The 8,613-nt window shown below is 61.6% G+C and carries 7 protein-coding genes and 1 pseudogene; all 8 read right to left on the reverse strand.

Annotated elements, in window-relative coordinates; all coding sequences use genetic code 11:
- Positions 1-4 precede the first annotated feature (4 nt).
- Complete coding sequence (gene rbfA / locus G3480_RS04440; protein WP_164652470.1) at positions 5-400, reverse strand: 30S ribosome-binding factor RbfA; 396 nt, start codon at positions 398-400, stop codon at positions 5-7.
- A complete protein-coding gene (infB, locus tag G3480_RS04445) occupies positions 397-3,138 on the reverse strand; it encodes a translation initiation factor IF-2 (RefSeq protein WP_164652471.1) in 2,742 nt (913 codons plus the stop codon). The genes rbfA and infB overlap by 4 nt, the downstream gene beginning before the upstream one ends.
- Positions 3,139-3,156: 18 nt before the next feature.
- A complete protein-coding gene (gene nusA, locus G3480_RS04450) occupies positions 3,157-4,659 on the reverse strand; it encodes a transcription termination factor NusA (RefSeq protein WP_164652472.1) in 1,503 nt (500 codons plus the stop codon).
- Positions 4,660-4,901: 242 nt separating this feature from the next.
- Positions 4,902-5,357 carry a ribosome maturation factor RimP gene (rimP, locus tag G3480_RS04455; protein ID WP_164652473.1) on the reverse strand — a complete coding sequence of 152 codons (456 nt, stop codon included), beginning with the start codon at positions 5,355-5,357 and terminating at the stop codon, positions 4,902-4,904.
- 263 nt (positions 5,358-5,620) lie between these two features.
- A complete protein-coding gene (locus G3480_RS04460) occupies positions 5,621-6,478 on the reverse strand; it encodes a hypothetical protein (RefSeq protein WP_164652474.1) in 858 nt (285 codons plus the stop codon).
- An 88-nt stretch (positions 6,479-6,566) separates the two neighbouring features.
- Positions 6,567-7,307 carry an S-methyl-5'-thioinosine phosphorylase gene (locus G3480_RS04465; protein ID WP_164652475.1) on the reverse strand — a complete coding sequence of 247 codons (741 nt, stop codon included), beginning with the start codon at positions 7,305-7,307 and terminating at the stop codon, positions 6,567-6,569.
- A 405-nt stretch (positions 7,308-7,712) separates the two neighbouring features.
- Positions 7,713-8,171: a hemerythrin domain-containing protein gene (locus tag G3480_RS04470; RefSeq protein WP_164652476.1), complete on the reverse strand. Its 459-nt coding sequence runs from the start codon at positions 8,169-8,171 to the stop codon at positions 7,713-7,715.
- Between the two features lie 216 nt (positions 8,172-8,387).
- Positions 8,388-8,540, reverse strand: a pseudogene (locus G3480_RS04475) (hypoxanthine-guanine phosphoribosyltransferase); the annotation flags it as partial.
- Positions 8,541-8,613 lie beyond the last annotated feature (73 nt).

Genomic DNA, 8,613 nt, shown 5'->3' on the forward strand with positions numbered 1-8,613 from the left:
GGGCTCAGCGCTCCTGGTCCGCGCTTTGCGGATCCGTGACCTCGGACGCGGCCACGGCTTGATCGATCAGCGACGAGAGGCGCTCACCATAGCCAATGGACTCATCATGCACGAAGTGCAGCTGAGGAACAGTGCGTAAGCGGACTTCCTTCGCGAGCGCATGCCGAAGAAAGCCGGCGAGACGGCCGTTCAGGAGTTGGGCTTGCGTTGCCGTGTCTTCGTCGGTCGGAAAGCAGGTGAAGAAGACCTTGGCATGCGCCAAATCTTTGGTCACCCGAACTTCGTGCACCGTGATATTGGCGAGTCTTGGGTCCTTCACCTGGTCGCGCAGCGTGACCGAAAGGACACGCTGCAGCTCGGCACCGATGCGCTCGGTACGATCGAATTCACGCTCACTCACAGGACGCGAGCCCTCTCGGTGCGCTCAAAGACCTCGATCTGGTCACCAGGCTTGACGTCGTTGTAGTTCTTGACGCCAATGCCGCACTCGGTTCCTGACTTGACCTCGCTGACATCCTCTTTGAAGCGACGCAGTGACTCGAGCGCGCCCTCGTAGATGACGACATTGTCGCGCAGGACGCGAATCGGACTGTTGCGACGGATGGCGCCCTCGACCACCATCGAGCCGGCGATTGCGCCGAATTTGGACGAGCGGAAGACGTCGCGCACCTGGGCTAGGCCAATGATCTCCTCGGTGACAATGGGGCTCAGGAGGCCGGAGATGGCATGCTTCACCTCGTCGATCAGCTCGTAGATGATGCTGTAGTAGCGCAGGTCCAGGCCCTTGTCCTCCACCACCCGACGGGCAGCGGCATCCGCACGCACGTTGAAGCCGAGCAGAATGGCATTCGAGGTGAAAGCCAGGTTGGCGTCAGACTCGGTGATGCCGCCAACACCCGAAGCCACGATGGCGACCTTGACCTCATCATTGGTGAGCTTGAGGAGGCTGTCCTTGAGCGCCTCCAGACTGCCCTGCACGTCCGCCTTGATGACAAGGTTGACAGACTTCTGCTCGCCATCTTTAAGCTGCGAGAAAAGCTGATCCAGGCTCGCGCCGCGTTGCTCGTCGAAACGACTCTGACGCAGCTTCGCGGAGCGCAGATCGGCCACTTCGCGGGCCTTGCGCTCATCACTCACGGCGATGACGTCATCGCCGGCATTGGGCGTTCCGGAGAGGCCCAGGACCTGGACTGGAATCGAAGGACCGGCAGACTCGACCGGGGCACCAGCCTCGTCGAACATGGCACGCACACGACCATACTCGCCGCCGCTGACGATGATGTCGCCGCGCCTGAGGGTTCCTGTCTGCACCAGAACGGTGGCCACTGGCCCACGGCCCTTATCCAAACTGGACTCGACGATGGCGCCACGCGCCGGCCCGTCGACCGGAGCCGTCAGTTCGAGTACCTCCGACTGCAGCAGAATGGCGTCCAGCAAGTCATCGATACCGTCGCCGGCCTTGGCGGAGACCTTGACGAGCATGGTGTCGCCACCCCACTCCTCGGGCAGGACGTCGTGCTGCGTCAGCTCCTGCATCACCCGATCGGGGTTGGCCTCTGGCTTATCCATCTTGTTGACGGCCACGATGAGAGGCACCTTGGCCGCTCGAGCGTGCTGAATGGCCTCGATCGTCTGCGGCATCACGCCGTCATCGGCTGCCACCACCAGGATGACGATGTCGGTGACCTTGGCGCCGCGCGCCCGCATTGAGGAGAAGGCGGCATGGCCGGGCGTGTCGAGGAAACAGACAGTGCCTTTTTCCGTCTCGACGTGATAAGCGCCGATATGCTGGGTGATGCCACCGGCCTCGCCGGAAGCGACACGTGTGCGGCGGATGTAGTCGAGCAGTGACGTCTTACCGTGGTCGACGTGACCCATGATGGTCACGACTGGCGGACGCGACTGGGCCTCATGCTGACCTTCCTGCTCTTCGACTTCGTCCATCAGCGTGCCTTCGGCATCCCGCTCATCGGCCACGATGACCTTATGTCCCAATTCCTCGACGACGATCGTCGCGGTATCGCGATCAAGGCTCTGATTGATGGTCACCATCATGCCCTGCTTGAAGAGCTCTTTGATGACCTCGGAGGCCTTGACCGACATACGGTTCGCCAAATCCGCGACCGAGATAGTCTCTGGGACCTCGACCTCGCGCACCACAGGTGCGGTTGGCCGTTGGAAGACATGCTTATCCTGGAGCTGTGGTCTGCCCGACTTCCTCTTGCGACGGGGACCACGACCTGCTCCCGCGCCATCGACCTCTTCGTAGTCGGCTCGAGCGGCATTGCTCGAATCGCGGGAACGCGTCGCGTCTTTCCTCGCGGTCTTCTTGCCCACGCGCTCCTTCTCCAATTCCTCACCGGCCTTCTTGGCCAGCTTCTTGGGCTTGGCGGGCTCGGCGCGGCGCGGCACGGCGTCATCCTTGTCTGGCACCTCGGCTAGATCGGCTTGGCCTGAGGTCTCGCTGGCGGCCGCAGCCTCAAGCTCTTGACGCGCTCGCTCCTCGTCTTCGACGCGACGCCGCGCCTCTTCCTCGGCGCGGCGGGCCTCTGCCTCTTCGCGCCGCCGCAGCTCTTCTTCACGCGCGACGCGCTCTTGATCTTCCTGATCAGCGAGCCGACGCGCTTCTTGCTCAGCACGGAGCGCCTCTAGCTCGGTACGTCGCTTGGTCTCGTCGAAAGCCGCAGCCGCAGGCGCCGAGCGCCCACGACCGCCGCGACCGCGATCTCCAGAGTCACGCCGTGGCGCCGAAGCGGCGCTCGGCCCGGCGGCACCTGAGTCGGCGCCGCGCTTGACGTAGGTCCGTTTGCGACGCACCTCGACGCTGACCGTCTTGCCGCTACGCGACGCCGGTGGAGGGCGCACGCCCGCCGTACTGCGAGGCGCCGCGGCCGGTTGCCGCAGCTCGCTCACAGACTTGCGCTTGAGCGTGACCTGACTGGGCGCCGCCGCCTCGTCATCGTCTTCGCTCTTGCCGTGACTGCGACGCAGGTAGCCGAGAAGCTTGAGCTTCTCTTGCTCCGTCAAGGTGGTATCCGCGCCACTCGCGCTGATACCTGCCTCGTTCAATTGGGTAAGGAGGCGCTCGACCGGAATGCCGACCGTTGAGGCGAGCTGCTTGACCGTGACTTCACTCATGGACTGACCTTTGTACCTCTATTCCTCTGGGGCATTCGCGAACCAGGGCTCGCGAGCCTTCATGATCAAGCTGGCGGCACGCGCTTCATCCATGCCTTCGATCTGCATGAGCTCGTCGACCGACTGCTCTGCAAGATCCTCGAGCGTCCCGACGCCGCAGGCCTGAAGGGCCTCGACCAGGGACTCATCCATCCCTTCCAACGTCATTAAGCTCGTCTCGCTTGTCTCGTCCGCGCCCTCTTCGCTCGCGATGGCCCGGGTCAGCAAGTAATCCTTAGCGCGCTCGCGCAACATCTCGATAGCGTCGTCATCAAGCTCGTCGATTGCCTGCATTTCGGCGAGCGGGACATAGGCCACCTCGTCGATGCTGGTAAATCCTTCCTCGACAAGCAGCGTCGCGAAACCCTCGTCGATATCGAGCAACTCCATGAATGTCTGGACGGAGCGGAGCGCTTCTTGCTCGCTCTTGGCCGCAGCATCCTGCTCGTTCATCACGTTGAGTTCCCAGCCGCTGAGCTGGGTTGCGAGCCGAACGTTCTGACCGAAACGACCGATGGCCTGGGCGAGATTCTCCTCCTTGACCGCGACGTCCATGCTGCGCGCCTCCTCGTCGATGACGATGGAGACCACGTCCGCAGGCGACATGGCATTGATGACGAACTGGGCCGGATTATCATCCCAGAGAATGATGTCGACACGCTCGCCATTGAGTTCGTTGGAAACTGCCTGGACGCGCGACCCACGCATGCCGACACAAGCACCGACAGGATCGATGCGCGGATCCGAAGTGCGCACCGCGATCTTGGCCCTCGACCCGGGATCGCGCGCCGCCCCTAGGATTTGGATCAAACCCTCACCGACCTCGGGCACCTCCAGCTTGAACAACTCGATCAGGAGTTCGGGTGCGGTGCGGCTGACGAAGAGCTGAGGCCCCTTGGGCTCTGAGCGCACGTCGTAAAGATAGCCGCGCAGGCGGTCGCCGGGCCGGACCGACTCGCGCGGGATCACGTGGTCGCGGGGAACGAGCGCCTCGGCGTTGTTACCTAGATCGAGGGCGATGGTCCCGCGCTCCGCCTTCTTGACGATGCCGGTTACCAACTGGCCTTTGCGCTCCCCGAAGGCATCGACGATCTTCGCCCGCTCGGCCTCACGCACTTTCTGAACGATGACCTGCTTGGCGGTCTGAGCGGCGATGCGGCCGAAGAGTTCGGATTCGATCTCCTCTTCGATGAAGTCCCCGAGACCGAGTTCCGGCTCCAGATAGGCCGCTGCGGACTGAGTGATCTGACGCGCCGGCGCTTCCAACACCCCCTCTTCGGGGTCAGGCACGATCTCCCAACGGCGGAAGGTCCTGTAGTCGCCGGTCTTGCGGTCGATGCTGACGCGCGCCTCAATCTCACCGCCGTGCTTCTTGCGAGTCGCCGAGGCGAGCGCAGCCTCGATGGCCTCGAAGATGACACCTTCGGGGACGTCCTTCTCGTTGGAAACGGCCTCAACGACCAGTAAGATCTCTTTACTCATTCCACTTTATGTCCAACTCAGAGCATTAGGGAAACGCCGACTCGCGACAATTCCCGCCCGGGGCTGGCGCGCCCCGCCATTCTCACCGACAAGACTCGACTGAGAACGTGGAAGTAGAAGATCGCAACCTTCTCATTCCAGACTGATTGAGCCCTAGATAGAGCTAACCGGCCTCGATTCAGCACCCAGCGACTTCGGGGCGAGCCTTTGTAGCTCGCATCTTTAAAGATCGACTCCTGCCTTTAGAGCTTCGGCACCAAGCGTGCTGACTCGATGCTCGCCAGCGGTATCTCCCACTGACGACCGTCCGCATCGAGCCGGATTGCGCCGTCGGCGTAGCCGAGCAACTGGCCGTCGAGCTTGCGCCGGTCTTCAATCTTCTCGGCAAGTCGCACCCTAACCCGGCTGCCGACGAAGCGCTCGAAATGCTCCGGAAACACCAAGGGGCGATCAAGCCCGGGGGAAGACACCTCGAGGTCGTAATGCCCCGACAGGGGATCCTCGACATCGAGCACACCGCTCAGCTGATGACTCACCGCCGTACAATCGTCCAGATCGACACCGCGCTCGTGGTCGATATAGATCCTAAGCGTGGCGTCACCACCGTGCTGGAAGTACTCCACGCCAACCAGCTCGTAGCCCATGGGCTCGACGACACGGCGCGCCAGCGCTGTGAGATGGCTATCGGCAGGCTGCATTGATTCCGCCCTTCAGAAACAAAAATTGGGCCAGCGGCCCAACCTCTTAACCGTGTCATTGTGCCCATTCGGCAAGGTCATGACACTCTTTCGCGAGCGATAAAAAAACCCCTAAACGGGGCCTCTTGAACCGTGGTTATCGACTAGATCCGCCTACTCCTTAAGCCCGTGAACTATACATTCATCATCAAGCATCCGCAAGGACGGATTGCGCGCCACACCTTCTGCGGCGAGTCGCCTGACTCGCCGCAGAAGACCCTCGATCAGCGCTGCGGGGCGAAAGCGCCGGGCGCGTAGCCCGGAGCATAGCCTGGCGCATAGCCAGGATAGCCGTAGGGCGCAGCCGCAGGCGCAGACGTCCTCATACGCTCCCAGTATTGACGCATCCTCTCGTCGGCATCGCGACGCATGGCTTCAATCTGAGAGAGCATTTGCTTGCGCTGCTCCTGCATCGCGCTCCAATCCTGGGGCATCGGGCGTGCCGGCGGCCTCATCGCGGGATGCGGCGGCGCGACGACGACAGCCTCGGCATCCTCCACCGCAGCTTCATCAGCCCGGCTTGCCGGCTGCGCGGCCGTAACCGGCTCTGACAGGGGAGCCTTAGCCGGCTCAACGCGAGGCTGCTGCGCCGGCGCCGGCGGCTGCGGCTGCGGCTGCGAGGGCCATGCCGGATATGCCGCCGGGGGCGCAACCGCGGCTTGCCGCTGCGGTGCAACTGGTGCCTCGGCCTTGGCTGGAACCTCAGCGGCTTGCACCACCGGCGGCTTCGCCACCGGGACTTCCTCCGCCTTCATGAGCGACTTTGCAAAGACAGCCGACTCAGCATCGCTGACCGGCTTCGCCTCCTGCTCCTTTTTCGCAGCGGGCGCATCCGATGCGGCAACCTCAGACTCCGCACTTGAGGGCTCGCTGTCGTTCGACATGCCGGGCAGCGCCGAGATAGGAATTGGGCTCAGCTCAGCGAGCTTGTCGATCAGGGAAGAGGCCGTGGATGGACCACCCCCTTCACGATCGATCGAGCCGAGGTAGAGATATCCGAAAGCGATCACAACCGACCAGAGAATGAGCTTCGGCAGGAAGCCGATACCCGCGCGAGAAGAGGTGTTTTCCGAGCTAGCCATTTTGTATTACTCCTGCAAGCATGCAGTCTTTCTGTAACGATCAACCCTAGATCCCAGCCCCAAGCGATCGTGCCAAGGCCGAATGCGATCAGCAGCTCTGAGCTGCCGCCGTAAGCACAGCCATGACCCGCTCGGCGCAGAGGTCGAGATTCTCCTCGATCTCCTTCATGGTAATGATGCTGCCGCTCTTACCGGCGGCCCAATTAACAACGAAAGCGAGACTCGCGTAACACAGACGAAGCTCACGTGCGAGGCTAGCCTCGGGCATGCCCGTCATTCCAACCATGTCGCAACCGTCCCGCTCACAACGCCTGATCTCGGCCGCCGTCTCGAGGCGCGGCCCTTGCGTTGCCCCATAGCATCCATGAGGCACGATTGACTGTCCGCATTCCGAGCAGACGTCGATAAGCGCCTGTCTCAGCGCATCAGAATAGGGAGCCGTGAGGTCGATGTGCTCCACCTCACCTGTCGTTCCGTCGTAGAGCGTGTGCTCGCGCCCGTGCGTGTAGTCGATTACCTGATCCGGCACCGAAATCACACAAGGGCCGAAAGCTGGAGTGATGCCACCAACCGCCGCCAAGCCGATGACGCGATCAGCGCCGCTCTCACGCAGCGCCCAGAGATTTGCCCGGTAGTTGATCCGGTGCGGCGGTAGATGATGCGAGGGTCCATGCCTCGGAATGAACAGAACCTCGGCCTCACCGAGACGACCACGCGTCACGGGCGCCGAGGTATCTCCATAAGGTGTTTCGAGCTGACGCGCATCCAACTGCTGCAAGCCCGGCAAGCTCTTAAACCCTGAGCCGCCAATGATCGCAAGAAGACCCATGCACACACCGCCTTCAATAAAGGCTCGCAAGTCTACCTAAGAGTGCCCGGGAAACCAAACGCATAACGACAAACGCCAGCAGGACATCGCGCCACTGCCGGTTCTCAGATAACAACTCACGCCTGCCGAGCAAGGACCCCGACCGATCGACACAACCGCTCAAGGGCGCCCTTTATGAGCCGGATACAAGCGCCCCGGCACGCCGCCAACTCCAGGAACACACCTTAGCGAGGCTTCGCCTCAGACCGAGGAGTCATGCCATCGGCATCGCTATCGTCGGTTCGATCCCGACCCCGACGGCCTTGGATGGTCGGACGCTTCATCGAAATTTGACTCACCTGCAAGCCATTTGTGCCCTCAAGGATTCTAGGCGTCGACAAGAAGGACGGACGGCAGGACGGCCGTCTAGCCAGCGCGGCTCGAGCCACGCCGATCTTGAAAGAGACCAATCTCGACGAGCTTGGGCAGCAGCACCTGCTCTTCGCGGTCGATGCGTTGCGCCACCATCTCGAAGACCTCATGGGTCTCGGCAAGAAATGCCTCGGTGAAGTTGAAGTCGCAGTCCTTCAGCCAGCGCTTGTGGTAGTCGTCGAAGATCTTTCGCAATGGCTTCTCGCCGCTGATGAAGCCCCAGGCGATGGACTTGACGCGCGGATCTTCGTGAATCAGCAGCGTCGGATAGATGCTGCGATCTTCTTCGGCGAGGTGGGTGCGCACTTTCACGCCGAGATCACAGAGCAGTTGATAAGCGGTCTTGGCATTGGGTCGAATCTGCAGAAGATCCGGACGTAGGATCGCCCTCAGATCATCGATCATCTGTCTGAGTTCGACATGCGAGTTGCGATAACTCTCCAAGCTAGACATTGGCCATCCTCCTCTGGGGTCTGCCAAAGTGAGCAGATTGATCCGCTCCCCGAGACCTCGTTTTTTGGGATCCGGGACGCGTCCGCTGCATCGACACTCAAAGACCAATGCAGCCGCACCCGGCGACTAGGGTGAGGATGGAACAAAAGACCCCAGGAGTCAAAAAGCCTTTAATTATATTGGCATTTTACAAAATAACCCGAGGACCACGAGCGGTCACACGTCTTCGTCCGCCACGGCATAAATACCACGCGCGTTGCGAAAATAGCGCTTGTAGTCCAAGCCATAGCCGTAGATGTAGCGATCCGCCACGCGCACGCCGACCACGTCGACCTCGCACTGATGCGGACGAATCTTCTCCACCAGAGTGCGGCCTTGCATTGATGTGGCTTCTTGGGATAGCGTGCAAGCCACTTATGCATCTCAGGAAACGCATCATGGC

The sequence above is a fragment of the Thiorhodococcus mannitoliphagus genome, assembly GCF_010915725.1.
GTDB lineage: Bacteria > Pseudomonadota > Gammaproteobacteria > Chromatiales > Chromatiaceae > Thiorhodococcus > Thiorhodococcus mannitoliphagus.

Bases quoted from the DNA above. Each gene is read 5' to 3' on its own strand.
- infB (WP_164652471.1), bottom strand. From the start codon at position 3,138: ATGAGTGAAGTCACGGTCAAGCAGCTCGCCTCAACGGTCGGCATTCCG.
- nusA (WP_164652472.1), bottom strand. From the start codon at position 4,659: ATGAGTAAAGAGATCTTACTGGTCGTTGAGGCCGTTTCCAACGAGAAG.
- rimP (WP_164652473.1), bottom strand. From the start codon at position 5,357: ATGCAGCCTGCCGATAGCCATCTCACAGCGCTGGCGCGCCGTGTCGTC.
- G3480_RS04460 (WP_164652474.1), bottom strand. From the start codon at position 6,478: ATGGCTAGCTCGGAAAACACCTCTTCTCGCGCGGGTATCGGCTTCCTG.
- G3480_RS04465 (WP_164652475.1), bottom strand. From the start codon at position 7,307: ATGGGTCTTCTTGCGATCATTGGCGGCTCAGGGTTTAAGAGCTTGCCG.
- G3480_RS04470 (WP_164652476.1), bottom strand. From the start codon at position 8,171: ATGTCTAGCTTGGAGAGTTATCGCAACTCGCATGTCGAACTCAGACAG.